The 24,152-nt window shown below is 64.6% G+C and carries 21 protein-coding genes and 2 tRNA genes; 7 read left to right on the top strand and 16 right to left on the bottom strand.

Annotated features, from left to right (window positions below; translation table 11 throughout):
* Nucleotides 1–58: 58 nt before the first annotated feature.
* The 4 genes from xoxF5 to KAK09_RS00280 all read right to left on the bottom strand — a co-directional run bounded on the left by xoxF5 (nt 59) and on the right by KAK09_RS00280 (nt 4,336).
* On the bottom strand, nt 59–1,861 hold the full coding sequence (gene xoxF5 / locus KAK09_RS00295; protein ID WP_210876838.1) for a lanthanide-dependent methanol dehydrogenase XoxF5: 1,803 nt from the start codon (nt 1,859–1,861) through the stop codon (nt 59–61).
* 131 nt (nt 1,862–1,992) lie between these two features.
* Complete coding sequence (locus KAK09_RS00290) at nt 1,993–2,373, bottom strand: c-type cytochrome (RefSeq protein ID WP_210876837.1); 381 nt, start codon at nt 2,371–2,373, stop codon at nt 1,993–1,995.
* The gene (gene fghA, locus KAK09_RS00285) at nt 2,370–3,224 is read right to left on the bottom strand and encodes an S-formylglutathione hydrolase (RefSeq protein ID WP_247650982.1); all 855 of its coding nucleotides are present in this window, start codon (nt 3,222–3,224) and stop codon (nt 2,370–2,372) included. Before fghA ends, KAK09_RS00290 begins: the two co-directional genes overlap by 4 nt.
* Nucleotides 3,224–4,336: an S-(hydroxymethyl)glutathione dehydrogenase/class III alcohol dehydrogenase gene (locus KAK09_RS00280; protein ID WP_210876836.1), complete on the bottom strand. Its 1,113-nt coding sequence runs from the start codon at nt 4,334–4,336 to the stop codon at nt 3,224–3,226. Before KAK09_RS00280 ends, fghA begins: the two co-directional genes overlap by 1 nt.
* Nucleotides 4,337–4,513: 177 nt before the next feature.
* On the opposite strand from KAK09_RS00280, the gene KAK09_RS00275 reads away from it, so the two are divergent.
* Nucleotides 4,514–5,158 (top strand): hypothetical protein, encoded by a 645-nt coding sequence (locus KAK09_RS00275; RefSeq protein ID WP_247650981.1) that lies wholly within the window; start codon nt 4,514–4,516, stop codon nt 5,156–5,158.
* Between the two features lie 7 nt (nt 5,159–5,165).
* Here KAK09_RS00275 and KAK09_RS00270 read toward each other — a convergent pair whose 3' ends face one another.
* Nucleotides 5,166–6,185, bottom strand: coding sequence for a quinoprotein relay system zinc metallohydrolase 2 (locus KAK09_RS00270; protein ID WP_210876835.1), 1,020 nt, complete (start codon nt 6,183–6,185; stop codon nt 5,166–5,168).
* A gap of 131 nt (nt 6,186–6,316) precedes the next feature.
* Between KAK09_RS00270 and KAK09_RS00265 the strand changes: the two genes are divergently transcribed.
* Complete coding sequence (locus KAK09_RS00265) at nt 6,317–7,135, top strand: quinoprotein dehydrogenase-associated SoxYZ-like carrier (RefSeq protein ID WP_210876834.1); 819 nt, start codon at nt 6,317–6,319, stop codon at nt 7,133–7,135.
* A gap of 3 nt (nt 7,136–7,138) precedes the next feature.
* On the opposite strand, the gene ispG is transcribed toward KAK09_RS00265, so the two are convergent.
* From ispG to hemA, 3 genes are all read right to left on the bottom strand, one after another.
* Complete coding sequence (ispG, locus tag KAK09_RS00260; RefSeq protein ID WP_210876833.1) at nt 7,139–8,263, bottom strand: flavodoxin-dependent (E)-4-hydroxy-3-methylbut-2-enyl-diphosphate synthase; 1,125 nt, start codon at nt 8,261–8,263, stop codon at nt 7,139–7,141.
* Between the two features lie 70 nt (nt 8,264–8,333).
* Entirely contained in the window at nt 8,334–9,554 is a 1,221-nt protein-coding gene (locus KAK09_RS00255; protein ID WP_210876832.1) for a helix-turn-helix domain-containing protein, read from the bottom strand.
* A gap of 116 nt (nt 9,555–9,670) precedes the next feature.
* Entirely contained in the window at nt 9,671–10,900 is a 1,230-nt protein-coding gene (gene hemA, locus KAK09_RS00250; RefSeq protein WP_210876831.1) for a 5-aminolevulinate synthase, read from the bottom strand.
* Nucleotides 10,901–11,116: 216 nt separating this feature from the next.
* Between hemA and KAK09_RS00245 the strand changes: the two genes are divergently transcribed.
* Together KAK09_RS00245 and KAK09_RS00240 are read left to right on the top strand one after the other, a co-directional pair.
* Nucleotides 11,117–12,508 carry a M20/M25/M40 family metallo-hydrolase gene (locus KAK09_RS00245; RefSeq protein ID WP_210876830.1) on the top strand — a complete coding sequence of 464 codons (1,392 nt, stop codon included), beginning with the start codon at nt 11,117–11,119 and terminating at the stop codon, nt 12,506–12,508.
* Entirely contained in the window at nt 12,505–13,359 is an 855-nt protein-coding gene (locus tag KAK09_RS00240) for an alpha/beta fold hydrolase (RefSeq protein ID WP_210876829.1), read from the top strand. The genes KAK09_RS00245 and KAK09_RS00240 overlap by 4 nt, the downstream gene beginning before the upstream one ends.
* Nucleotides 13,360–13,434: 75 nt before the next feature.
* On the opposite strand, the gene KAK09_RS00235 is transcribed toward KAK09_RS00240, so the two are convergent.
* From KAK09_RS00235 to trkA, 6 genes are all read right to left on the bottom strand, one after another.
* Nucleotides 13,435–13,511 (bottom strand) — tRNA-Asp (locus KAK09_RS00235).
* A gap of 32 nt (nt 13,512–13,543) precedes the next feature.
* Nucleotides 13,544–13,620 (bottom strand) — tRNA-Asp (locus tag KAK09_RS00230).
* Between the two features lie 112 nt (nt 13,621–13,732).
* A complete protein-coding gene (gene hflX / locus KAK09_RS00225) occupies nt 13,733–15,010 on the bottom strand; it encodes a GTPase HflX (RefSeq protein WP_210876828.1) in 1,278 nt (425 codons plus the stop codon).
* The gene (hfq, locus tag KAK09_RS00220; protein ID WP_210876827.1) at nt 15,007–15,246 is read right to left on the bottom strand and encodes an RNA chaperone Hfq; all 240 of its coding nucleotides are present in this window, start codon (nt 15,244–15,246) and stop codon (nt 15,007–15,009) included. The genes hflX and hfq overlap by 4 nt, the downstream gene beginning before the upstream one ends.
* A gap of 116 nt (nt 15,247–15,362) precedes the next feature.
* Nucleotides 15,363–16,886, bottom strand: a complete 1,524-nt coding sequence (locus KAK09_RS00215; protein WP_210876826.1) for a TrkH family potassium uptake protein — start codon at nt 16,884–16,886, stop codon at nt 15,363–15,365.
* 4 nt (nt 16,887–16,890) lie between these two features.
* On the bottom strand, nt 16,891–18,270 hold the full coding sequence (gene trkA, locus KAK09_RS00210; RefSeq protein WP_210876825.1) for a Trk system potassium transporter TrkA: 1,380 nt from the start codon (nt 18,268–18,270) through the stop codon (nt 16,891–16,893).
* 98 nt (nt 18,271–18,368) lie between these two features.
* Between trkA and KAK09_RS00205 the strand changes: the two genes are divergently transcribed.
* The 3 genes from KAK09_RS00205 (at nt 18,369) to KAK09_RS00195 (ending at nt 20,444) form a co-directional block, all read left to right on the top strand.
* Entirely contained in the window at nt 18,369–18,824 is a 456-nt protein-coding gene (locus tag KAK09_RS00205) for a hypothetical protein (RefSeq protein ID WP_210876824.1), read from the top strand.
* Between the two features lie 240 nt (nt 18,825–19,064).
* The gene (locus tag KAK09_RS00200) at nt 19,065–19,979 is read left to right on the top strand and encodes a LysR family transcriptional regulator (protein WP_210876823.1); all 915 of its coding nucleotides are present in this window, start codon (nt 19,065–19,067) and stop codon (nt 19,977–19,979) included.
* Nucleotides 19,980–20,048: 69 nt separating this feature from the next.
* A complete protein-coding gene (locus tag KAK09_RS00195; RefSeq protein WP_210876822.1) occupies nt 20,049–20,444 on the top strand; it encodes a hypothetical protein in 396 nt (131 codons plus the stop codon).
* An 18-nt stretch (nt 20,445–20,462) separates the two neighbouring features.
* Here the strand turns inward: KAK09_RS00195 and ntrX are convergent, their stop codons facing one another.
* Entirely contained in the window at nt 20,463–21,845 is a 1,383-nt protein-coding gene (gene ntrX / locus KAK09_RS00190) for a nitrogen assimilation response regulator NtrX (RefSeq protein WP_210876821.1), read from the bottom strand.
* A gap of 9 nt (nt 21,846–21,854) precedes the next feature.
* Complete coding sequence (locus tag KAK09_RS00185; RefSeq protein WP_336244399.1) at nt 21,855–24,119, bottom strand: sensor histidine kinase NtrY-like; 2,265 nt, start codon at nt 24,117–24,119, stop codon at nt 21,855–21,857.
* Nucleotides 24,120–24,152 lie beyond the last annotated feature (33 nt).

Here is a 24,152-nt window from a genome sequence, read left to right as displayed (position 1 = left end):
CTTGGGGGACCGGCACGGGGGCATCCTGGCCCGCGCGCCGGTCCGGTGTCAGGCCCGATCAGTCAGGCAAGGCAAAAACGGTGAGTTGGCCGCCCAGTGCGGTATAGTCGCTGAGCGCGGCATAGCCGCCCACAGCACCCAGACCGTCATTGGGATTGGTCAGACCCGCCGCAAGGCCGATCCCGGCCCAGCCGCCCACACCCGACAGGATGCCGACATACTGCTTGCCGTCTTGCTCGTAGGTCATCACGTTGCCGATGATGCCCGAGGGGGTCTTGAAGCGGTAAAGCTCGTCTCCCGTCTCGGCGTGCACAGCCTTGAGATGGCCTTCGAGCGTGCCGTAGAACACCACGTCGCCCGCGGTGGCCAGAGCACCCGACCAGACCGAGAACTTCTCGGAGATCGACCACTTGATCTTGCCCTCGATATTGTCCCAGGCGATGAAGTTGCCCATGCCGCCATGGCTGTCGGGCGCAGGATACATCGCCAGCGTCGCGCCCACATAGGGCTGACCGGCGGTATAGCTCACGCGGAACGGCTCGTAATCCATGCAGACATGATTGGTCGGGACATAGAAGATCCCCGTCTTGGGCGAATAGGCTGCTGGCTGCTGATCCTTGGTGCCAAGCGCCGCCGGGCAGATGCCGGTTGTGTTGACGTCCTCGCCGTTCTGCGCGGTCGAATACTGCGCCACCACCGCCGGACGCCCGTAGCTGGACGAGTTGGGATCCATATCGACGCCCGTGGTCCAGTTCACCGCCGGGTCGAATTTTTCGGCCACGAGCAGCTCGCCGGTCACCCGGTCCATGGTATAGGCCAGACCGTTGCGGTCGAAATGGGTGAGCAGCTTGCGCGTCTCGCCGTTCACCTCCTGCTCGGTCAGAATCATCTCGTTGACGCCGTCGTAATCCCATTCGTCATGGGGCGTCATCTGATAGACCCACTTGGCCACGCCGGTATCGATGTCACGCGCAAAGATGGTCATCGACCACTTGTTGTCGCCCGGACGCTGCGCCGGGTTCCAGGTCGAGGGATTGCCCGAGCCATAATAGAACAGGTTCTCCTCGAGATCGGCCGAATACCAGCCCCAGGTTGTGCCGCCGCCGATTTTCCACTGATCGCCTTCCCAACTGTTGAGCGAGCTGTCAGGCCCGACCGGCTTGCCAAGCGCGGTGGTCTTTTCGGGATCGAACAGGAGTTGATCGTCGGGGCCGACCGAGTAGGCACGCCACAGGCGCTCGCCGGTGACAAGGTCATAGGCGGTCACATGGCCCTGAACACCGAACTCGCCGCCCGAGATACCCACGATCACCTTGTCCTTGACCGGCAGCACAGTGGCGGTGTTGGTCTCGCCGATGGCGGGATCGCCATTGACGGCCTCCCACTCGACCTGGCCGGTATCGGCGTTGAGCGCGACGATCTTGGTATCGGCCTGGTGCAGGATGATCTTGCCATCGGCATAGGCGACGCCGCGGTTGACAGTGTCACAGCACATCACCGGGATCACATCGGGGTCCTGGCGCGGCTCGTATTTCCAGATGATCTTGCCTTCGTCGGCCAGATCGAGTGCGTAGACGATATTCGGGAATGGCGTATGCACATACATCGTGTTGCCGATCACCAGCGGCGAACCCTCGTGCCCACGCAGCACGCCGGTCGAGAAGGTCCAGGCAACCTGAAGCTTGCCCACGTTGTCGGCGTTGATCTGGTCCAGTTCCGAATAACGCTGGTTCTTGTAATCGCCGGTCTGAATAACCCATTGCTTGGGGTCATTCATCTTGGCGACGAGATCATCGTTTGCCATGGCCATGCTGGCCGTGCAAAGCGCGATCCCGGAGGTCAAAAGCGTCAGCTTTCTCATTCCTGCTCCTCCCTGAGCTGCGGCACGGGGGCCGCGGTTTGTGACGACCGTTTCCAGTGGAAACGGTCGTCCTTCGCTTGCCGCTTCGGGCCGGTCTCTCCAACGGCCCGTAACAGCAATTCCGGTGCGACCTACTCCGAGAAGGTCGCGAGATAGGCGATCACGTCGGCGCGCTCTTCCTCCTTGCGCAGCCCCGGAAACGCCATCTTGGTGCCTTTCGCAAAGTCGCGTGGCTTCTCGAGGAAGGCGGCAAGCACGTCCTCGGACCAGACCGCGCCAGACGCGCCCATCTCCTTGAGTGTGTCGGAATAGGCGAACCCTTCGACCGCGCCGACCGCGCGGCCCACGATCCCGTTGAGTTCCGGCCCGACCCGGTTCTTGGCATCGTCGCCGACCATGTGGCAGGCCTTGCACTTGTTGAACACCTTTTCACCGTTGGCGGCATCGCCTTCCGCCGCGGCCATGACTGGCAGGGCAGCAAGGCAGATACTGGCGAACGTCAATCGTTTCATTCGGTTACTCCCTTAGGTTGTCTTGCTTTCAGGCGCTCAGCATGCCACGTGACATGGTCGCCGGCAAATGAACTTACGAAGAAGTAAGAGTGATCATATCCCGGCTGAAGCCGGAACTGACCGGGGATGCGTTTGCGCGCCATTGCCGCAGCCAGCGACTCGGGCATGAGAAGATCAATGAAATTGTCATCAACTCCCTGATCTACAAGAATATCCCCGATCCAGCCCCGCTCTTCCAGAAGCAACACCGAATCGTATCCGACCCAGGCGCTCTCGTCCTCGCCAAGATAGGCGCCAAGCTGCTTGCGTCCCCAGTCCGAACGGGTGGGATGCGCGATCGGCGCGAAGGCCGAGAGGGATAAAAACATCTCTGGGTTGTTCATCGCCAGTGTCAGCGCACCATGCCCACCCATGGAATGACCGGTGATGCCATGCCGATCAGCCAGCGGAAACGCACCCATGACCAGCCCGCGCAACTCTGTCAGCACATAGTCATACATGCGGAAATGCGGGGCCCAGGGCGCGCGGGTGGCGTTCACGTAGAACCCCGCCCCCTGGCCCAGGTCATAGGCGCCGTCATCGGCCACGCCCTCGCCCCGGGGCGAGGTGTCGGGAAAGATCACCGCCAGACCATGCCGCGCGGCGTGTTCCTGAAACCCGCCCTTGACCATGGCATTCTCATGGGTGCAGGTCAGCCCCGAGAGATACCACAGCACCGGGACCGGTCCGGCCCCTGCCTGTGGGGGCAGGTAGAGGCCAAAGGTCATATCGCAGGCGCAGGCGGTCGAGCGGTGCCGATAGACACCCTGTACGCCGCCGAAGCTGCGGTTTTCCGAAACGGTCTCCACCATCAATACTCCACAACCGCGCGGATCGACTCGCCCCGGTGCATCAGGTCAAAGCCGTGATTGATCTCGTCGAGCGTCAGCTTGTGGGTGATCATCGGATCGATCTCGATCATCCCGTTCATGTACATATCGACGATCTTCGGCACATCGGTGCGGCCCCGCGCGCCGCCAAAGGCCGTGCCGCGCCAGACCCGGCCAGTGACAAGCTGGAAGGGGCGCGTGCTGATCTCGGCCCCCGCAGGCGCCACACCGATGATGACGCTCTCGCCCCAACCCTTGTGCGCGGCCTCAAGTGCCGTGCGCATGACATTGACGTTGCCCGTGGCGTCGAAGGTGTAATCCGCCCCGCCGCCGGTCAGTTCGACCAGATGCGCCACCAGATCGCCCGAGACATCCTTGGGATTGACGAAATCGGTCATGCCGAAATGCGTCGCCATCTCGACCTTGCCGGGGTTGAGATCGACCCCGACGATCTGCGCCGCGCCCGCCAGCCGCAGACCCTGAATGACGTTCAATCCGATGCCGCCGAGGCCAAAGACGATCGCGCGGCTGCCCAGTTCCACCTTGGCGGTGTTGATCACCGCGCCGATACCCGTGGTCACACCGCAACCGATATAGCAGATCTTGTCGAATGGCGCGTCCTTGCGCACCTTGGCCAGCGCGATTTCAGGGACCACGGTGTGATTGGCGAAGGTCGAGCAGCCCATGTAGTGATGAATGGGTGTGCCATCGAGCATGGAAAACCGCGTGGTGCCATCGGGCAGAAGGCCCTGACCCTGCGTCGAGCGGATCGACTGGCACAGATTGGTCTTTGGGTTGAGACAGTATTCGCATTCGCGGCATTCCGGCGTGTAGAGCGGGATGACGTGATCGCCCACTTCAAGGCTCGTCACCCCCTCGCCGACCTCGATCACCACACCCGCACCTTCATGGCCCAGAATGGCCGGAAAAATCCCCTCGGGGTCATCACCCGAACGGGTGAATTCATCGGTATGGCACAGACCAGTGGCCTTGATCTCGACCAGAACCTCGCCTGCCTTGGGGCCGTCGAGATTCACTTCCATGATCTCCAGAGGCTTGCCCGCCTCTACTGCAACTGCCGCTCTCGTACGCATGAAATCCTCTTTGATTTGGTGTCTGACAACGTCGAGATGATGACGCGACAGACCATCACTGTCCACGCCAGTATGCGAGCGCGTCCGCACGCCGAACAATTGCGACATTGGTGGGTATTGGGTCCGGTGGACAGGACGGGCATGCTTCACCATAGTCGAAACGAAGGAGGTGCCGCGATGATCCATGGCCCAAGGCCCGCCCCGCTTGGCCACCTTGCCGCGCTCGTTCTGGCGGGTTTCGTGTTGTCTGCCGGACCGGGACTGGCCGCTGATTACGCCGATCCCACATGGCCCTGCATCCAGCGCAAGGTGGCGGTGCTGTCAATCGGGCTGATGTGGCCCCACCCGATCCCGGAAGGCGCCCCTGAAGACGCCGCGCTGGCCGCAGAGATCAGGGATCTCGCCGCGCGCCTTGCGCTGCGCCGTCTTGCCCCGGAGGAATTACGCCCTGAGATCAGTGCCTTTGCCGCCCGCCACGATGGTGCCCCCGACATTCTCGGGCGTGTTGTCGCGCAAACCTTCGAGGTGCTGTCCGCGCGGCGCACACAGGTCATTGGCGGGATCGAGACCTTCTCTCTCAGCCAGATCGCGCTTGCCGAGCGGATCAAGGCGGCACGCACCGAGATGACCCGGCTCATGCAGACCGATACCCCCGATTTCGACAAGGTCGATGGGCTTGAGGAACAGATCGACTGGGATCAGACGATCCATGCCGACCGCCAGACCACGATCACCTATCTGTGCGAGACGCCGGTGCTGATCGAACAGCGCCTTTTTGCGCTGGCGCGGATGTTGCAGGAGGGCATCCGCTTGCCGCAATGACGGGTGCCTAGTCCCATTCTAGTTCGGTAAAGGCCACCGTGGCGTTGCGCGCATTATAGGCCTCGAAAAGTGTCCACGCCCCCGCCTCTCCGACCGCGATCCGCGTCACCGCCTCGCCAAGCCGCACGCCTTCGGCAATCGCCGCGCGCGTGTCGCGCTCCAGCACCGAAAGATAGCGCGCCGTGGCCGCGCCGCCCTCTGGCCAGTCGAGCGACGGCCCGCCATGTCCCGGCACGACGCGGGAAAACGCGCGCCCCTGCAACCCGGCCAGAACCGCACGCCAGCCGCGCAGGCTGCCATCCAGGGCGGGCACATGGGTGTCAAAGACCAGATCGCCCGCGAAAAGCGTATCACTTGACAGGTCGTGCACCGTCAGATCGGTGCCGGTATGCGCCATCGGCCAGGCTTCCAGCACCAGCACCCGACCCCCAAGGTCGATTTCGGCGCGATGCACCACCGGATCCGAGACCACGGGCACCTGCGCATCGACCATCGCACGCGGCCCGATCTCTCGGTTGAGACTCTCAAGGTAGTTCCCGGCCCGGTCCGCCAGCGCCCGGTTGAACCTCTCATGCCCCCAGACCCGCGCGCCCGCCGTTACGAAGGGCGCAGTTCCCAGAATGTGATCGGGGTGGATATGGGTCACGATCACATGGGACACCGGCAGATCAGTGCGCGCCCGCACAGCGCGCCAGAGCGCCTCGCCCATCCACGGGGCCGTGCCGGTATCGATCACCGCCACGCCCGCGTGACCCACGACAAAGGCCAGATTGGCGGCGTCGCCCCGGTTCGCCGCATCGGGCTCGGCGATCTTCCCGAGATGGACGAACACCCCCGGCGCGATCTCCTCCACGGCAAGGGCCTCGCCCAGCGGGACGCAGCGCGCCTCTGCCGCCGTCGCGGGCGGGCGCGCCACAAGCGCCGCCTCACAACCCGCGCGCGTCGCCGCCTCGTAACCCGGCAACAGCACGTCGCGGCAGGGGTCGTCGGCCCCGGCAAGGCAAAGGGTCAGGATCACCTCGAACATGGCGCGCTCCGCTGTCGCACGGGCCTATCCTTGGCCTGCACGCAGAGTTGATCCATGCCAACTTTGGTCGGGCTTCTTGGAAAGGGCAATCCGTGCTATGAAGCACCCGCCATCACGAGGAGGCATCACCCATGTCCCGCAGCCTGATCTGCGCCACCGCCATTGCGCTCGCGCTCGGGCTTGCCGTTCAGGCCCAGGAGGCGCCCAATCCCCTGACCGAAAGCACCCAGTGGGAGATGCTGCGCGAGGATATCATCGGCACGGCGCCAATCGGTGACGGTGCGGACCTGCTCAGCCTTGATGCGCCCTATCGCGCCCATGACGCGGCTACGGTTCCGATCGTGCTGCGCCAGACCGATCCGAGCGCAGCGATCCGCAAGGCCACCGTGGTGATCGACGAGAACCCCGCCCCCGTCGCCGCCGAACTGGGCTTTGGCGCGGCGATGGCGCCGCTCGATTTCGAATTGCGTGTGCGGGTGAACCAGTATTCCAACGTCCGCGTGATCGCCGAGACCGATGCGGGCCTTTTCATGACCGGCCGTTTCGTCAAGGCGTCGGGTGGCTGTTCGGCCCCTGCCTCGCGCGCGCCTGAAGAGGCGCTGGCCAACATGGGGCAGATGAAGCTGCGCAGCTTCCTTGCCGGCGCAGCTGCGCCGCAGATCTCGCCCGCCCGCCGCGAAGCGCAGATCATGGTGCGCCACCCAAACTACTCGGGCCTGCAACGCGACCAGATCACCCATCTCTTCATCCCGGCCCATTTCATCGACCATCTGGAGGTATGGCAAGGCGAGGCGTTGCTCTTTACCATGGATGGCGGCATTTCGATCTCGGAAAACCCGGTGTTCCGGTTCTCGTATTCCGACAATGGCGCGCCCGCGCTGCGGGTTCTGGCGACCGATACCGAGGGCAACCGCTTCGAGCAGGTTCTGCCGAAGGGCGTGGGCAGTTAGGCGCTACTCCGCCGCCTTGGCCCCTGCCGCCTCGATCTCGGCGGCCCGGCGCTCGATCTGTTCGACGATGTGCTCGATCATGCGGTCGTTGTCCATCCGGTGGCTCTGCTTGCCGGCAAGGTAAACCATCCCGTTGCCCGCCCCGCCGCCGGTAAAGCCTACATCGGTCATCAGCGCCTCGCCGGGGCCGTTCACCACGCAACCGATGATCGAGAGACTCATCGGCGTCTTGATATGCGCAAGCCGTTCTTCGAGGCGCTCCACCGTCCGGATCACGTCGAACCCCTGCCGAGCGCAGCTTGGGCAGGAAATGATGTTCACCCCGCGATGCCTCAGCCCGAGCGCCTTGAGGATCTCATAGCCGACCTTCACCTCCTCGACCGGATCGGCCGAAAGGCTTACCCGGATCGTGTCGCCAATCCCGGACCAGAGCAGGTTGCCCAGCCCGATCGCGCTCTTGATCGTGCCAGTCCTCAGCCCACCCGCTTCGGTGATCCCGAGATGGATGGGGGCATCGGTCGCCTCGGCCAGTTGGCTGTAGGCGGCGGCGGCCATGAACACATCCGACGCCTTCACGCTGATCTTGAACGCGTGGAAATCGTTGTCCTGAAGAATGCGGATATGATCGAGGCCGGATTCCACCATCGCCTCGGGGCATGGCTCGCCGTATTTGTCCAGAAGATGCTTTTCGAGACTGCCAGCATTGACACCGATGCGCATGGAACAGCCGTGATCCCGCGCCGCCTGAATCACCTCGCGGACGCGCTCGGGGCTACCGATATTGCCGGGGTTGATGCGCAGGCAGGCCGCACCCGCCTCGGCGGCCTCGATTCCGCGCCGGTAATGGAAATGGATGTCCGCCACGATCGGCACCGGGCTTTCGCGCACGATCTCGCGCAGCGCCTTCGCGCTTGCCTCGTCGGGCACCGAGACGCGCACGATATCGGCCCCCGCCTCGGCGGCGGCCTGCACCTGCGCCACGGTCGCAGCCACGTCGGTGGTCAGCGTGTTGGTCATGGTCTGCACGGTGATCGGCGCGCCGCCCCCAACCGGGACCGGCCCCACCATGATCTGACGCGACTTGCGGCGCTCGATATTGCGCCAGGGACGGATGGTATTATGCGACATGGCGTTGCCCCGCTTGATTGGGATGCGATCGCCTACAGATAGACCGCAGCGGTGTGCGAGACAATCACGCTCAGTCGCGCGCGCCCTGCGAAAGTTCCGCGACATGGCGCTGAAGATCGCGGTCGGCTTCGGGATTGGCCAAGGCAAAACGCGCCGTGAGATCGTCCGCAGACAGCGCTACATTCGAGGTCACCGCCCCGCGTTGCCCCACAGGGCCGTAAAGCGCGCCGTTCAGCGCGAAATAGACCGCGCCAGATTCGCCCACACGCAGCACCGGCGGCTCTTCGGTGGCGGGCACGTCATAAGTCTGGCCCGCGTTCATGATGCCTTCGAAAATGACCGACCCATCGGCAGAGTTCACCCGAACCCAGGACGGACGCACCGCGACGACCTGCACATCGGCGCGGTCATTGGCGACGACCTGCGGTGAAAAAGGCGCCTCTGGCGTCATGTCAGGCGCGCCCTCCTGCGCCTCGCGCAGGGCAAGCGCGATGGCACTTTCGCGGTCGGCTTGCGGCGCGGCGGGGCTGAGCGTGCCCACCTCGCGCGGATCAAGCGTCGAGATCGGCGCATCGCGCGCCACCATCACCGGCACGTCAAGCGCCTTGGGACGGTAGAGACGGCTCAGCCGGTCCTCGCGCGGTGCCTGAAACACGCCCGCTCCTTCGATGCTGTCGCCCTTTCTCACCTGCGTCAGCGGGTCGAGATCCGCGAGCACCACCGGCGTGTTTTCGACCGGGGCCAGTTGCACCTGCTGCACCTGCCGCAACACGCTCCAGCCGCCATAGCCGATCGCCCCGATCAGCGCGACCAGAACAAGCGCGGATCCGACCGCTGCCGGTTCGATCCGCGCCAAATAGCTTTCGGTTGCCGGGACAAAGGGGGTGCCGTTGCCAAGAAGCGGGTCCTGGACGCGCGGGCGCGCGATCACGGTGCGATCCGCCGCGCGCCGGGACGAGGCCTCGTCTGACATGCCATGAGCGATGGAAAAGCCCGATTCGGCGCAAAAGGCGGCAAACGCATCGTCCGGGTCCATGCCGAGATAGCGGGCGTAGGACCGCACATATCCGGGGATGAAGCCGGGCGTGTCGAACACGGACGGATCGGCGTTTTCTATGGCGGCGACATAATTGGCGCGGATGCGCAATTCGCGCTCCACATCAAGAAGAGACTTGCCGAGCGTCGCCCGCTCGCCACGCATGATGTCACCCAGCCGAAGTTCGTAGGCGTCAAAGCCACGTCTATCAGCTTCCTCGGCTTCCGCCTTGCGCGTGCTACGCCGCCCGATCATGCGCCCTGTGCCTCTTCCGTGTCCCGTGGCTTGGGGCCGAGATGCTCGATTCGGCCCCTGCCCTGTTGTTCACACGAGATTAACACAACGCAATCACGATTGCATCAGCTCCGGCGTCACCCCGCCAATTCTGCGCGGTTGAGCGCGCAATGTGACCAAAGTTCATCCATCGCTCTGACCAGCCGGTCCATCTCCTCGGGTCCGTGCACCGGCGAGGGGGTAAAGCGCAGGCGCTCGGTGCCGCGCGGCACGGTCGGGAAATTGATCGGCTGCACATAGATGCCGTAGCCCTCCAGCAGCATGTCCGACAGCTTCTTGGTGTGCACCGGATCGCCCACGATCACCGGCACGATATGAGAGCCGTGATCGATGAGCGGCAGGCCCAGCCCCTTGAGCCGGGTCTTGAGGATCTTCGCCTGCGTCTGATGCCGCTCGCGCAGCTTTTGCCCTTCAGAGGTCTTGAGAAACGCGACCGAGGCCGTGGCCCCCGCCGCCAGCGTCGGCGCGAGAGAGGTCGAAAAGATGAAACCCGGCGCGTAACTGCGAACTGCATCGCACATTTTTGCGCTCGCCGCGATATAGCCACCCATCACGCCATAGGCCTTGGCCAGCGTGCCGTTGATGATGTCGATGCGGTGCATGAGCCGGTCGCGTTCGCAGATTCCCGCGCCGCGCGGGCCATACATGCCGACCGCGTGCACCTCGTCGATATAGGTCAGTGCGCCGAACTCGTCCGCCAGATCGCAGATCGCCTCGATCGGTCCGAAATCGCCATCCATAGAATAGATCGATTCAAAGGCGATAAGCTTGGGCGCGCCCGGCTCGTCGGCCGCGAGCAATTCGCGCAGATGCGCCACGTCATTGTGGCGGAAAATCCGCTTGGCCCCGCCATTGCGCCGCACGCCTTCGATCATCGAGGCATGGTTCAATTCGTCCGAATAGATGATCAGGCCGGGAAACAGCTTGGGCAGGGTCGAGAGCGTGGCGTCATTGGCGATATAGGCGGAGGTGAACAAAAGCGCCGCCTCCTTGCCATGCAGATCGGCCAGCTCCGCCTCCAGCCGTTTATGATAGACCGTGGTACCCGAGATGTTCCGCGTCCCACCCGAACCTGCGCCGGTGGCATCAATCGCCTCGTGCATCGCGCGCAGCACCTCTGTGTGCTGCCCCATGCCCAGATAATCGTTGCCGCACCAGACGGTTATGGGTTTTTCCGTCCCGTCAGGCCGCCGCCAGACCGCATGAGGGAAATTGCCATTCTTGCGCTCGATGTCGATAAAGGTGCGATAGCGCCCCTCTTCGTGCAGACGATTGATCGCTTGGTCGAGCCTGGCCGCGTAGTTCACTGGCGTCTTCCTTCCCTTTGAACCGGCTCCTGTCACCGGTCTCCTGCGTATTCGGCGTCACATATTCAACTTGTTGAACATATGTATACCGTTTCTCATTGATGACGCCAGATTACAAATTGCCGCTCCCGCCGCCTTGACCTCGGTCAAGCTCTGGACAGTGGCGCCGCGCCTGATACCCTTTCCCGAACCATACCCCAAGCGCAAAGGCCAGTCATGTCCCTTACCGCCACCCTTTCCCGCATCGACGACACCTTGCCCGAGGCGCTTGAGCGGCTCATGGGCCTCTTGCGAATCCCGTCGATTTCCACCGACCCGGCTTATGCCGCCGATTGCGACGCGGCCGCCGACTGGCTTGTGGCCGACCTGCAAAGCCTTGGCGCCAGGGCGGAAAAGCGGGCAACACCGGGCCGCCCGATGGTGGTGGGACATGTCGAGGGGAATGGGCCGCATCTTCTGTTCTATGGCCACTACGACGTGCAGCCCGTGGATCCGCTCGACCTGTGGCACACCGATCCCTTCGTGCCAGAACTTCAGGACACGCCTCACGCCAAGGTGATCCGCGCACGCGGCGCCTCAGATGACAAGGGCCAACTCATGACCTTCATCGAGGCTTGCCGCGCCTGGAAAGCGGTTCACGGCACCCTGCCCTGCGCCATCACGTTCTTCTTCGAGGGCGAAGAGGAATCCGGCTCGCCCTCGCTCATCCCCTTCATGCGCGCCAATGCCGCCGAGCTTTCCGCCGATCTTGCCCTCATCTGCGATACCTCCATGGTCGCCCCCGGCGTGCCCTCCATCGCCTCGCAACTGCGCGGCATGCTCAAGGACGAGTTTACCATCACCGGCCCGCGCATCGACCTGCATTCCGGCCATTACGGCGGCCCCGCGCTCAACCCCTTGCGCGAAATCTCCCGCCTCATCGCCTCTTTCCACGACGAGACGGGGCGCGTCGCGGTCGAGGGCTTCTATGAGGGCGTCCACGAGGTGCCCGCCGATCTTCTGCGCCAATGGGAAAACTGCGGCTTTGACGAGCACGACTACCTCTCCTCCGTGGGCATGACGCGGGCGCATGGCGAGGCGGGATATTCCACCCTTGTCCAGCAATGGGCGCGCCCCACGCTGGAAATCAACGGCCTGTGGGGCGGCTATCAGGGGGCCGGCACAAAAACGGTGATCCCGTCAGAGGCCCATTGCAAATTGACCTGCCGCCTTGTCGGCGACATGGACCCGGACGCATTGCGCCGGAGAATCCGCAACCATGTCGAGGATCGCCTCTCGCCCGATGCCAGGATCAGCTGGGACCAGAACCTTGACGGTTCCCCTGCTGCGGTGATGAACATCAACCGCCCTGAATTCGAGGCCGCGCGCCGTGCGCTCTCCGACGAATGGGGGCGCGAGGCGGTCTTTACCGGCATGGGCGGCTCCATCCCCATCGCGGGGTTCTTCAAGGAAATCCTCGGGCTGGATGCGATGCTCATCGGCTTTGCCCAAGAGGATGACGCCATCCACTCCCCCAATGAGAAATACAATGTCGAGAGCTTCCACAAGGGGATCCGAAGCTGGGCGCGCGTGCTTGACGCCCTGACAGAAGGGCATCCGGCGAAATGATCCCCGGCTTCACCAATCACCACACCGGCCCCCTCGCCTATAGCAGCGGCGGCGATGGCCCACCGCTGCTGCTGCTGCACGGCTTTCCGCAGAGCCGCGCCATGTGGGCGCATATCGCCCCCGCCTTGGCGCAGACACATACCGTGATCTGCCCCGACCTGCCCGGCTATGGCGCCTCGGCCAAGCCACGGGATCTCGCCGCCTACAGCTTTCGCGCCATGGCGCGCGCCATGACCACCCTCATGGACCAGCTCGGTCACACGACTTTTGCCCTCGTCGGCCACGACCGGGGTGCGCGGGTGGCGCATCGCCTGACGCTGGATGCGCCCGACCGGGTGCAGCACCTCGCGCTCATGGACATCATCCCCACCCACACGCTGCTCAGCGATCTGCCCTGGCCCGTGGCGCAGGCCTATTACCACTGGTTCTTCCTCGCCCAGCCTGAACCATTCCCCGACCGCATGATCGCCGCCGATCCAGACAGCTATTACGAGTCCTGCCTGCTCGGATGGGGCGGCGCGCAGCTGACGGATTTCGACAGCGCCCAACTGGCGCAGTATCGCGCCGCCTGGCACGACCCCGACACCATCCGCGGCATGTGCAACGATTACCGCGCCACGCTCGCCCTCGACATGGATCATGACAGCGCCGACGCGAACGCGCGCCTCGCATGCCCTACGCTTATCCTATACGGGGCGACGGGAGCCATGGCCAAACATTACGACGTGCCCGCCACATGGGCCCCGAAATGCGCGGACATCCGGGCCCGCGCCATTCCCGGCGGACATTTCTTCCCCGACACCGCACCCGACGAAACCGCCGCCGCGTTGCTCGATTTTTTCACCCCCTGAGCTTCACTGTTCCCCAAATACTCAAATCCCACCGCGCCACAGGTGCGCAGACACAGGATTGAAGATAAAGGAAAATGGCGCGGTTGACGGGGCTCGAACCCGCGACCCCCGGCGTGACAGGCCGGTACTCTAACCAACTGAGCTACAACCGCGCAATCGCGTCTCGGGATCATCTGGGCAGTGGTGGCGCGGTTGACGGGGCTCGAACCCGCGACCCCCGGCGTGACAGGCCGGTACTCTAACCAACTGAGCTACAACCGCTCACTGCCCGCCCGATCCCTCGGGCGTGTGGCGCTTCTAAGCGCAGCCCGCGCCCTCGTCAAGCGCCGCGCGCGCGTTTTGCGTATTTTCCATCAGGCCCCCGCCGCCGGACTCAGAGCGCACGAAAGCGCGCCTCCTGGCGCGCATTCCAGCGCACGGTCAGATCAAACCCGGCCTCGCCCTGGCGCTCTTCCTCGACCAGATCGCGCTCGAACAGCCAGGCACGCTTGCGCCCCTCGTCAAAGCGCAGATGCAGCACGCTCCGATGCGTGACCTCCGCCAGCGCCGCGCCCATTGCCACGACGAGCGCGCCGATCCCCTCGCCTGTCACCGCCGAGACCGGCAACACCCCGTCACTGCGCGCCGCCTGCGTCAGCACCATGGCGCGCGCCGCCTCGTCAAGCCGGTCGATCTTGTTCCAGACCTCAAGCCGGGGCGTTTCGTCCGCGACCCCGAGGCTTTCGAGAATCGCCGCCACGTCGCCTGCCTGCGCCTGCGTCTCGGGATGCGAGATGTCACGCACATGCACGATCAGATCGGCCGCAAGCACCTCCTCCAACGTGGCGCGAAAGGCCGCCACCAGTTCGGTCGGCAGATCGCTGATGAACCCCACCGTGTCGCTCAGGATCACCTCGGGGCCGCCATCGGGCAGCGCCACGCGCCGCATGGTCGGATCGAGCGTGGCAAAGAGCATGTCCTTGGCCATCACCTCGGCCCCGGTCAGCAGGTTGAACAGCGTCGATTTGCCTGCGTTCGTATAGCCTACCAGCGCCACGATCGGGAACGGCACCTTGGCGCGCGCGGCACGGTGAAGGGTGCGGGTCCTGACCACCTTTTCCAGTTGCCGCCGCAAGCGCACAAGCTGCTCGTCGATGGCGCGCCGGTCGGCCTCGATCTGCGTCTCGCCGGGGCCGCCGACGAATCCCAGCCCGCCGCGCTGCCGCTCAAGGTGGGTCCAGGCCCGCACCAGCCGCGTGCGCTGATACGACAGCGCCGCCATCTCCACCTGCAAGACGCCCTCGCGCGTGGCCGCCCGATCGCTGAATATCTCCAGGATAAGGCCCGTCCGGTCGAGGATCTTCACGTCCCAGAGCTTTTCAAGGTTTCGCTGCTGCACCGGGCTGAGGGGGCCATCGACCAGTACCAGTTCGACCTCCGCCGCCTCGATCGCGGCGTGCAACTCCTCGCGCTTGCCCTTGCCGAACAGCCTGCCAGCGTCGGGCTTGCGCAACCGGACGGCCATGGCGCCCACGACCTCCAGATCGGGCAGCGCGCGCGCCAGCGATACCGCCTCCTCCAGCGCAAGATCAGGGTCGCGAAGCCGCTCGGCCCCGACAATCTCTGGATGGATGACAAAGGCCCGTGTGATCGGGCGCGCGTGTTCCCTCAATTCTCGCCGTCGCCTTCATAGAGCGAAACAGGCTGCGACGGCATGATGGTCGAGACCGCGTGCTTGTAGACAAGCTGCGATTGTCCGTCGCGGCGCAGCAATATGCAGAAATTGTCGAACCAGGTAATGACGCCCTGCAATTTCACGCCGTTGATGAGAAAGATCGTGACCGGAATCTTGGTCTTGCGCACATGGTTGAGAAAAGCATCCTGCAAATTCTGTCGATCCGAAGCCATTACTTACCCCTGCCCTTTTTCTTGCGCGCGCCGCCTGCCGACGCGGAAATCCACCGCTGGTGATGCGAGTATGTCTTGCAACGGGCCGGGTTTCCAGCCCGAATTGCAATGCCCTGTCACTCGCGCCAGGCGGCTGGATTGAGAAGCGCGATGAGGGCCAGCGTCTCGACCCGCCCCAGCACCATCGCGCCGGCATAGATGATCTTGGCCCCCGGCCCTAGTTCCACAAGGCGGATGGGCACCTCGGCGGCGCTGTGAATCAACGGTCCGGTCGAGGACAGGCCCGACAGCGCGAGAATGAGCGCGGTCTCGAAATTCAGCCCCGCAAGCGACAGCGCCACCGTCATCCCGGTAAGCGACAACGCGAACAGCATGAAGAAGATCCACGCCACATAGGCCCCTCGTCGGCGGATCCGCCGCCCGGTATCCGAAGCGCGCCCGACCGAGGAGGGGTGCACCAGTCGCTCCATCTCGCGTTGCGCGTGCAGGTAAAGCGCATAGACGCGCAACAGCTTGACGCCGCCCGCTGTGGTGGCCACACCGCCCCCCACCATCGCCAGACCGATCAGGATCAGCCCCGGCGTGCCCAGCCCCGACCAGGCGCGCGCGGCCTGCCAGTCTGCACTTTCGAACCCTGCGGTCGAGAGGAAGGACAGCACCGTGAACACCGATCCCCAGAGCGCGCGCAGAGCCTCGGTGACGGTCGCGCGCTCGTCGATGTCGATCGCGCCGATCCAGTGGCGCAGGAACAGGATCAACGGCACCACCGCCACGATCAGCACGCCAAGCCGAAACTCGGGATCGTTCAACAGGCCCGGTCGCGCCGTCGGCACAGTATCCGACGAGAAGGTCAACCGAGACAGCGCGAAGACAAGAAAGAAAAACACGACAAGCTCGCCCCCAAACCCCGCCGCGCCATTCTGAAAGCCGCCGATGGGGGAAATCCCGCTTGTCGCCAGCGTGGACATGGCATGGATCAACGCCACAAAGGAGCGCTCTCCCGCCGCCATCAGCGCAATCCACAGAACCAGCGTCAGCCCGGCATAGATGGGCGCCAGGCTGCGGGCCGCCAGAGCCAGCCGCCGCGCCGGGCGTGCACGCTGAAACCGGCCCAGCACCGCGTCATCCTGCCCCGGCTCGGCGCGCACCGTCACCTCGAAGCCGCCAAGGCTCATGGGCGCGAGCACCGCGAAGGCGGAAATCCAGATCAGCAGCCCCCCGGCCCAGCCCACCAGCCCGCGCCACAGGTGCAGGCTCTCCTTGATCCGGCCCGGCGCGTCAAACATGCTTGCGCCCGTGGTGGTCAGGCTCGACACCATCTCCAGCCAGGCATTCAGAAAGGTGGTGTTGCGCACCCCCAGATAGAAGGGCAGAGCCAGATAGAGCGGCAGCAGCAAATAGGCCAGCAGCAGCGATGCGAGGTTCTGCACATCGGTGGGCTCGCGCGCGGCCACCCGGTTCGAGATCGCCAGCCCCAGACAGGTCACCGCCGCCAGCCCAAGTCCGCCGGAATAGAGAAACGCGCGGCCGACCTGCGAATTGCCCCGCATCGTCGCGTCGATGGCCGGCAGGAACATCAACAGCGCCGCCAGCCCCGCAAGGATCAGGATCAGGGGGAATCGGAGGATCCGCGCGGTCATGGCGTCAGAAATAATCGACCGAGACCTGCAACAGCCGCTCGACCGCCGCCACGTCCGCTGCCAGCGCGAAGATCACGACCACATCGCCCGCGTCGATCCTGAGCCCGCCCGAAGGCTTGTGGATCACCGCGCCCTTGCGCACGCCGCCCACCAGAACACCCTCTGGAAAGTCGATGTCGCGCAGCGCCGCGCCGGCGATCGACGAGGTCGAGAGCACTTCGGCCTCGAGCACCTCACCCTCGGCATCGCCGATGGAATAGACCCCGCGCACCCGCCCGTGCCGGATATGGCGCAGGATCGAACTGACGGTGGTGGCGCGCGGGTTGATATAGGCGTCGATCCCCAAGGGCTCCAGCAGCGGCACCAGCGTCGGGTCATTGATCAGCGAGATGGCAAAGGGGCAGCCCTCGGCCTTGGCGCGCACAGCGGCAAGCATGTTGGTCTTGTCGTCGTCGGTGACGGCGAGAACCGCGTCGGCGCGCGCGATCCCCGCCTCGGCAAGGATCGCGGCGTTCAGCCCGTCGCCGTTGAGAACGATGGTCTTCTCCAGTGCATCCGCCGCCCGCTCGGCGTGGGCGCGGTTCAGTTCGATCAGCTTGGCGCGGATGCGCCCGCCTTGCCGCTTCTCCAGCGATTGCGCCACCGACAGGCCAATATTTCCGCCGCCGATGATCACCACGCGCTCCTGTTTCTTCTGTGACTTGCCGAACACCTCGAGCGTGCGCGGCACATCCTCGATCGGCGCAAAAAGATAGACCTCGTCGCCCTCAAAGAGCTGATCCCCCGCCTCGGGTGCAAACAGCCGCCCTTCGCGGCGCACCGCCAGCACCACCACCCGCAAGGTCGAGAACAGATCGTTGAGCTGCTTCAGCGGCGTGTGGAGAACCGGGCAATCCTCCTCGAGCCGAAGCCCCATGAGCTGCGCCGCGCTGTCCATGAACAGTTCGGTGTCGAAGGCCGCCGGCACCGAAAGCCGCCGCAACGCCGCCTGCGCCACCTCACGCTCGGGGCTGATCATCACGTCGATGGGCATGTGATCGCGGCGGTAAAGATCGGAATAGGCCGGGTCGAGATAGGTCTGGCTTCGCAGCCGTGCGATCTTGCGCCTGATGCCGAAGACCGAATGCGCCACCTGACAGGTCACCATGTTGACTTCGTCGGAATAGGTGGCGGCGATGATCATTTCCGCGTCGCGCGCGCCCGCCTGATCCAACACGTCGGGATACGAGGCAAAGCCAATAATCCCGGCCACATCCAGCGTGTCGGTCGCGCGGCGCACCAGATCGGGGTTGCTGTCCACAACCGTCACATCGTTGTTTTCGCCCGAGAGGTGGCGCGCGATCTGCCAGCCCACTTGACCGGCCCCGCAGATGATGACCTTCATGCCATTTGCCCCATCCTGACTGAGGCCGTTCCATGACAGAAGGCACCAAACCGGTCAATCGCTTTGTCCCCGCCCACGCGGCCTGATAGGATGACTTCATGAAACGCGCCGCCCCCGTTCTGCTTCTGGCGGGCCTTGTCGCCTGTGCGCCACCGCCGCTCTATCACAAGGCGGGGGCCGATCCGGCGCAGCTTGAGGCCCTGCGCACGCGCTGCGAGGTGGCGGCGCTGCGGGACGTGCCGCGCGACATCCGCACCACCTATGTGCCGCCGCGCTATGTGCCGCGGGCCTATTACGGGCTGCACGGGCGCCATCACGGCGGGGTTGTCCTGATCGAACCGGGCCGCACCGAGTCATACGACGCCAATGCTGATCTGCGCGCCCGCGTGGTCGATCAATGCGTGGCCGAGGCGGGATTCCGACCCGTGCGACTGCCGGCCTGCGCCGATGGCACCCCCGCGCCCGAGGTGGGCAGCCCGATCCCGCCGCTGGAACGGACCAGCTGCGCGCGGCGCATGCCGGGGGGCGGCTGGCAAATTGTGACACCGGGCTGACCCCCTATCCGAAGGGGCAGGTGGTCCACGGAAGAAGACGAACGTAAACCTGAGTCTGAGAAGCGGGATAGTCCCTGCCGTATCTTTCCGGTATCATCTCCGAGGCCCTGCCGAGAGCGACGCTAGCTTGCCATCAACCCCCTTGATTTCGGCGCGCGCCCCCTCATCTGCGTGTGAATTTGCCTAACTGCCGCGCCCTGCGGCAAGGCACAACAAGAACCGAGAAGGAAGATCTTCGCCTTGTCCACCTCTCGCCCGAAAGTTTCTTACGCCCGTCTCTTCGACGATCTGCGGGTGACGCTCGCGGTGCATCGCTGCGGCTCGATGACCCGCGCGGCGGTCGAACTGGATACGACCACATCGACCGTGTCGCGTCAGATTTCCCGGTTGCGCGGGACGCTTGGCCTTTCGCCCTTCATCAAGTCCGAAGGCGACTGGCTGCTCAACCCGCGTATGGCAGCCCTGCTTAACGCGGTAGAACACGCCAATGGCATGATCGAGTCGGAACTTGGCCGTCTGATCGAGGCCGCCCCCGAAGAACCGCGCGAAATCCGCATCGGGGCGCTGCCCTCGGTCATTTCGCACATTCTCATTCCTGCGCTCGGCGAGTTGCGGACCGGTGCGCGCAATCTGCGCCCCATCTTCGAGAACCGCGTCCACGAGGTCGGCCTCGGCATGAGCGACGTGGCACTGGTCTTTTCGCTGCCAGAAGGCGGGCGGATCAAGGCGCGACGCTGTGGCGACCTTGCCTTCGCGCTTTATGCACCGCCCTGCTGGACACGGGGGCACGGCTGGGTCAGCCTGACCGATCGCTATGCCGCGCGCTATGCCGAGGCCCGGCGCGCGTGGTTCGGTTGCAATCCCACCCTCAAGGTCGACAGCTTTGCCCAGGCGGTCGCGGCGATGCGCGCACTTGGGCTGGCAGGAATCCTGCCCGTGGTTGTCGGCGGCCCCGAGCCCGACTTTGTCCACATTCCCGGCAGCGGGCTTGACCTGACGCGCGATCTGCATCTCATCTATCACGAGAGCCGCAGCGAGGATGCTGACCTGCGCTGCGTGATCGACTGGATCTGCCAGCAGATTTCCCGCACCCCCTCGGAATCACCGTTATCGTTGCGGAAATCGAAAAACCAGACTTGCGCAAGCAGCGGTTGACTGATCTCACGGATTACACCACTATGTCGACAGGCAAGGCCCAACTTGCGCTGGCACATGAGGCATTAGATGCAACAGGCTCTGATCCAGACCACCGGGCTCATCTGCCGGCTCTGGCTGGCAGCATTCTTCATGTTCCACGTCGCGGCATACATAGCCCCCGGTACGACGGCCGGCCTGTTCGGGCTGTCCAACCAAAAGATGACAAGCGGCACGGTTCTGCTTGACGCAGGGGTTATCGGCATTCTGGCGCTGATAGCGATCTGGCTCCTGTTCGGGATCTACAGTCGTGTCGTGGCGCTGGTCGGTATCGTGATCTGCACGGCCTCTGCGGCGCTTTATGCCGGATCGGTTTTCACACCCGAGCGTGGCGCGGCACTGGTGGCGGTTGCAATCCTCGCCTTTACCGGTGGTGGGCGGCTGCGCCTTCATCCCGGCGGCTGGCGGGTGCGCGACACGCTCTGAGTATCCGGGGGCGACGGATCATTCCGCCGCCTCGTTTTCCCGGGCGCTGCCCACCACTCCCAACGACTTGAGCTTGCGGTGCAGCGCGCTGCGCTCCATGCCGACGAATTCCGCAGTGCGGCTGATATTGCCGCCAAAACGGTTGATCTGCGTCATCAGGTATTCGCGCTCGAACGCCTCGCGTGCTTCGCGCAGCGGCAGCGCCGCGATCGTGCCCGAGATCACCACGCGACCCTGCTCGACCGGTGCGGAACTCTCGCCGGGAAGTTCCGATGCGGCAATCGGCCCGCCTCCCTCGCCAAGGATCAGCACCCGCTCGATCACGTTGCGCAACTGCCGCACGTTGCCAGGCCACGTCATCGTCTGCAAGAGCGCCGCCGCCTCGTCCGAAAGCGCGCGCTGCGGCAAGCCCTGCGTGGCGTGCAGCAGGGCGATGAAATACTCGGCCAGACGCGGAATGTCCTCGCGCCGCTCGTCCAGCCCCGGCACGCGCACCGGCACGACGTTGAGCCGATGATACAACTCGCGCCGGAAGCGGCCGACGGCAATCTCGGCCTCAAGATCGCGGCTTGTCGAAGAAATTACCCGCAGATCGACCTTGACCTTGGCGCTGCCCCCCAACCGCAGAAAGGTCTGATCGACCAGAACGCGCAAGAGTTTGGATTGCGTGCCCTCGGGCAGGTCGGCCACCTCGTCGAGATAGATCACCCCGCCATTGGCCTCTTCCATCAGACCGGGGGTTGGGCCCGCCTCAGGGCTTTCGCGCCCAAACAGAACCTCCTCCATTCGCTCCGGTGCCACCGAGGCGCAGGCGACGGTGACAAACGGGTTCTTGCCACGCGCCGAATTGGCGTGGATATAGCGTGCCGCAAGTTCCTTGCCCGATCCGGCCGGCCCGGTCAGCATCACCCGGCCATTCGATTTCGTGACCTTCTCCAACTGCCCCAGCAGCGCGCGAAAGGCGGGCGCCTCGCCCAGCATCTCCGAAGGGGTGGTCTCGCGCCGCCTGAGCGCCTGATTCTCGCGGCGCAGGCGGCTTGTCTCCATGCCGCGCCGAATCACCACCATCAACTGGTCGATGTTGAAGGGCTTTTCGATGAAGTCATAGGCGCCTTGCTTGATCGCCGCCACGGCGATCTCGACATTGCCATGGCCCGAGATGATCACCACCGGCACATCGGGGTAATCGCGCTTGACCGCCTTGAGGATGTCGATGCCGTCCATCTGGCTGTCCTTGAGCCAGATATCGAGAATGAGAAGGCCAGGCTGCTCGGCCCGAATGGCCGCCATCGCCTCGTCGGAATTGCCCGCCCGACGGGTGGCATAGCCCTCATCCTCCAGAATATCCGAAATCAGTTCGCGGATATCGCGCTCGTCATCGACAATCAGAATATCACTCATGCTTTCCCCTCACTCGGCCGCGCGGGCCTCATCAGTCGTTTCGTTTTCCGGAAGCAGCGGCAGCCGCACCACCGCGCGCGCGCCAGGATGCGCGCCCGCCGCGAAGGGCTCGGCATCCTCCAGTGTGAGCGTGCCGCCATGCTCCTCGATGATCTTCTTGACGATAGGCAGGCCAAGCCCGGTGCCCTTGTCTCGCGTCGTCACATACGGCTCGAAAAGCCGCGCGCGATCCTCGGGCAGGCCGATGCCATTGTCGGAAATGGCAATGACCGCATGGCCGTCCTCCTCGCCGCTTTCGACGCGGATCACGGGCGCGTGCCCCTCTGGTACGCCCTTTTCCTGAAGACTTTCAATGGCCTCACCCGCGTTCTTGATGAGGTTGGTCAACGCCTGTCCGATCATCGCCGCATCAATCCGCGCCGCAAGAACGCCTGCGTCAAGCGCCAGATCGAAACGCACCTCGGGCTGCCCTGCCTCCTGCAACAGAACCGCCTCGCGCAAAACCTTGCTCAGGCTCTCGGTGCGGGTCTGCGGCTCCGGCATCCGGGCAAACTTGGAGAATTCGTCGACGATCCGGCGCAGATCGTTGGTCTGGCGCACCACCACATCGGTCAACTCCTCGAGCTTTGCCGCCTCTTCCTCGGGCAGTTGGCGGGCGAACTTGCGCTTGATGCGCTCGGCGCTCAGCGAAATGGGGGTGAGCGGGTTCTTGATCTCATGCGCGATGCGGCGCGCCACGTCGCCCCAGGCGGCCATGCGCTGCGCGCTCACCAGATCGGTCACATCGTCAAAGGCCACAACATAGCCCTCTCGTTGTCCGCCCTCGGTGCGCCGCGTGGACATGCGCACCAGCAGGTTCTCCTGCCGCCGCCCTCGGGTGACGCGGATCTCCTCCTGAACAAAGCCGCCGGGGCTTTGCATCAGCCGGTCGAACAGCGCGCCGAACTCGGGCACCGCCATCGAGAGCGCCAGCGATTGCTGATCCTCCTGCCAGTCGAGCAGGCGCTCGGCCGCGCGGTTGACGAAGGTCACGCGCCCCTCGGCGTCAAGACCCACCACTCCCGATGAGACCGATCCCAGCACCGAATCGAACAGCCGCCGCCGCCGCTCTATCTGGCGCGTATTGGCCAGAAGCCGGTCGCGCTGCCCCTTCAACTGACGGGTCATCTGGTTGAAATAGCGGCTCAGTTGGGCGATCTCGTCGTCGCCCTCCTCCTCGCGCACCTGCGTGTCCAGATCACCCTCGCCCACCCGTTGCGCCGCAGAGGTCAGCCGCCCCACGGGCCGCGACAGCCGCTCTGCGAACCACATCCCCAGCCAGATAGCGGCGAGGATGAGAATCACGGCAAAGCCAAGGTAGACCACCCCGAACTCGAACAGGACGCGGCCCCGTTCGCTCTCGCGTTGCTTGTAGAAGGTCGCGGTTTCCTGCGTTTCATCCAGCAGGTTGAGGATCGCGCCATCCACCGTGCGGCTCACATAAAGCAACCGGTCGGGAAAGGCGTCGAGGGGCAGGAGTGCGCGAAACTCGTCATTGTCCCAGTCGCGGATCACGATGACACCCTCTTCGCGCGCCTGTGCGATCTGTTCGGGCGTCGGGCGCTCGTAATCGAAGAGATAGGAGCGTTCACCGCGCGCTCGGATTTCCCCCGTCCCGTCGATCACGAAGGCCTCCTTGAGGCCGCGCTGGATTTCGCGCTGCCCGGACGAAAGCACCTGCCGGATATCGCCATCGCCCATGAAGACCGTCACCCGCCGCGTGGCGTCGATCACGCGCGCCAGAACCTGAGCATCGGCCACCAGATCGCGGCGATGTTCTTCCTCATAGGCCTGCGCGGCGGCGACGGAACTATCGACCACGCGCCCTACCCGCTCGGAAAACCACGCCTCCAGCCCCATGTTGATCGACAGCATCGCGAAAACCGCGACCGAAACCGTCGGCAAAAGCGCCATGACCGCGAAGACACCCGTGAGCCGCAGATGCAGCCGCGAGCCCGCCGAGCGCGAACGTCGCGCCGCCACCATCCGCGCCACCCGTTGCAGAACAAGCCCCGCAACGACAAGAACATAGACCATGTCCGCCAGCAGGACGAGGCGCAGCACATCCGATCCGCTGCCCCGATCGAGCGGTCCCATCACCAGATAGGTGAGCACCGCCAGCACCGGGCCAAGCAGCACGAGGCCAAGTGCACCCCAGCCCCGGAGCCTGCGCAGCCGCACCGCTCCGAACCTGGCGCGGGCCGATCCGCCCAAATTTCGCGTCTGAGTTGCCACGCCCACCCCCCGTCAGGTTGTAGGCGACCGACG

Source organism: Roseovarius autotrophicus, from assembly GCF_018069895.1.
GTDB lineage: Bacteria > Pseudomonadota > Alphaproteobacteria > Rhodobacterales > Rhodobacteraceae > Roseovarius > Roseovarius autotrophicus.
Note: the sequence above shows the minus strand (reverse complement) of the source record. Positions and strands in the feature narration are given on the sequence as shown.

Coding starts and splice junctions, on each gene's coding strand:
- xoxF5 (WP_210876838.1), bottom strand. CDS start 1,861: ATGAGAAAGCTGACGCTTTTGACCTCCGGGATCGCGCTTTGCACGGCC.
- KAK09_RS00205 (WP_210876824.1), top strand. CDS start 18,369: ATGAAACGCGCCGCCCCCGTTCTGCTTCTGGCGGGCCTTGTCGCCTGT.
- KAK09_RS00215 (WP_210876826.1), bottom strand. CDS start 16,886: ATGACCGCGCGGATCCTCCGATTCCCCCTGATCCTGATCCTTGCGGGG.
- KAK09_RS00280 (WP_210876836.1), bottom strand. CDS start 4,336: ATGCGTACGAGAGCGGCAGTTGCAGTAGAGGCGGGCAAGCCTCTGGAG.
- KAK09_RS00290 (WP_210876837.1), bottom strand. CDS start 2,373: ATGAAACGATTGACGTTCGCCAGTATCTGCCTTGCTGCCCTGCCAGTC.
- KAK09_RS00275 (WP_247650981.1), top strand. CDS start 4,514: ATGATCCATGGCCCAAGGCCCGCCCCGCTTGGCCACCTTGCCGCGCTC.
- fghA (WP_247650982.1), bottom strand. CDS start 3,224: ATGGTGGAGACCGTTTCGGAAAACCGCAGCTTCGGCGGCGTACAGGGT.
- hfq (WP_210876827.1), bottom strand. CDS start 15,246: ATGGCTTCGGATCGACAGAATTTGCAGGATGCTTTTCTCAACCATGTG.
- KAK09_RS00245 (WP_210876830.1), top strand. CDS start 11,117: ATGTCCCTTACCGCCACCCTTTCCCGCATCGACGACACCTTGCCCGAG.
- ntrX (WP_210876821.1), bottom strand. CDS start 21,845: ATGAGTGATATTCTGATTGTCGATGACGAGCGCGATATCCGCGAACTG.
- trkA (WP_210876825.1), bottom strand. CDS start 18,270: ATGAAGGTCATCATCTGCGGGGCCGGTCAAGTGGGCTGGCAGATCGCG.
- ispG (WP_210876833.1), bottom strand. CDS start 8,263: ATGTCGCATAATACCATCCGTCCCTGGCGCAATATCGAGCGCCGCAAG.
- KAK09_RS00195 (WP_210876822.1), top strand. CDS start 20,049: ATGCAACAGGCTCTGATCCAGACCACCGGGCTCATCTGCCGGCTCTGG.
- KAK09_RS00255 (WP_210876832.1), bottom strand. CDS start 9,554: ATGATCGGGCGGCGTAGCACGCGCAAGGCGGAAGCCGAGGAAGCTGAT.
- KAK09_RS00240 (WP_210876829.1), top strand. CDS start 12,505: ATGATCCCCGGCTTCACCAATCACCACACCGGCCCCCTCGCCTATAGC.
- KAK09_RS00270 (WP_210876835.1), bottom strand. CDS start 6,185: ATGTTCGAGGTGATCCTGACCCTTTGCCTTGCCGGGGCCGACGACCCC.
- KAK09_RS00265 (WP_210876834.1), top strand. CDS start 6,317: ATGTCCCGCAGCCTGATCTGCGCCACCGCCATTGCGCTCGCGCTCGGG.